This is a genomic window from Staphylococcus sp. GDX8P80P, from assembly GCF_017893095.1.
GTDB classification, from domain to species: domain Bacteria; phylum Bacillota; class Bacilli; order Staphylococcales; family Staphylococcaceae; genus Staphylococcus; species Staphylococcus borealis.
The window spans coordinates 1-554 of record NZ_JAESMI010000164.1 but is presented as its reverse complement, the minus strand read 5'-3'; the positions used below and the strand labels follow the sequence as shown (position 1 = coordinate 554).

At 37.2% G+C, this 554-nt stretch carries 1 pseudogene; it reads right to left on the bottom strand.

Going from position 1 to position 554, the window contains the following annotated elements:
• Nucleotides 1-554 (bottom strand): annotated as a pseudogene (locus tag KA858_RS11900) (cassette chromosome replicative helicase); the annotation flags it as partial.

The window sequence follows — 554 nt, the reverse complement described above, 5'->3', positions numbered from 1 at the left end:
TTTATCTCGCAAAGCATTGATAACATTATTGACATCTTGGTATTGGTTTTCTTCTAACATATGTTTAAAAACATCTTTCAGTATTTTGACTTGAATATGATCATCTTTCAGTTCAATAAGCCCGTAATTTTCGATCATATTTGAGAGTTTATTGTCTTCCGAGAATTTTCCTCTATTTTGTGCCACAAATTGGGTGATAGTTTCGAGAGCTTTGGAAGACAGATCTCTTTCACTAACAGAATCTAAATGATAGTTAATGAGGTAGTCTCTAACTGCATTCAGATCGATAGGTGTCGCGATTACACGTTCTAATATTAGTGCTGAAGTCGTAATGGTGGCGTAGCGCTTGAACATGCGGATACCTGTATTGCTCGTTTCATTTTCTAGTTGCGTTTTGAACCATTGATGCTCAGTTCGGAACCATTGAATGACTTCTGCTTCACGATTAAGTAGGTACTCGGCGACTAATGGCATCACATGACCGTAATTAGCTGATGTTGCCTTTTTAATTGCATCGGCATTATCAGCACTTCTCGTAAAAGCTTCTGATATTT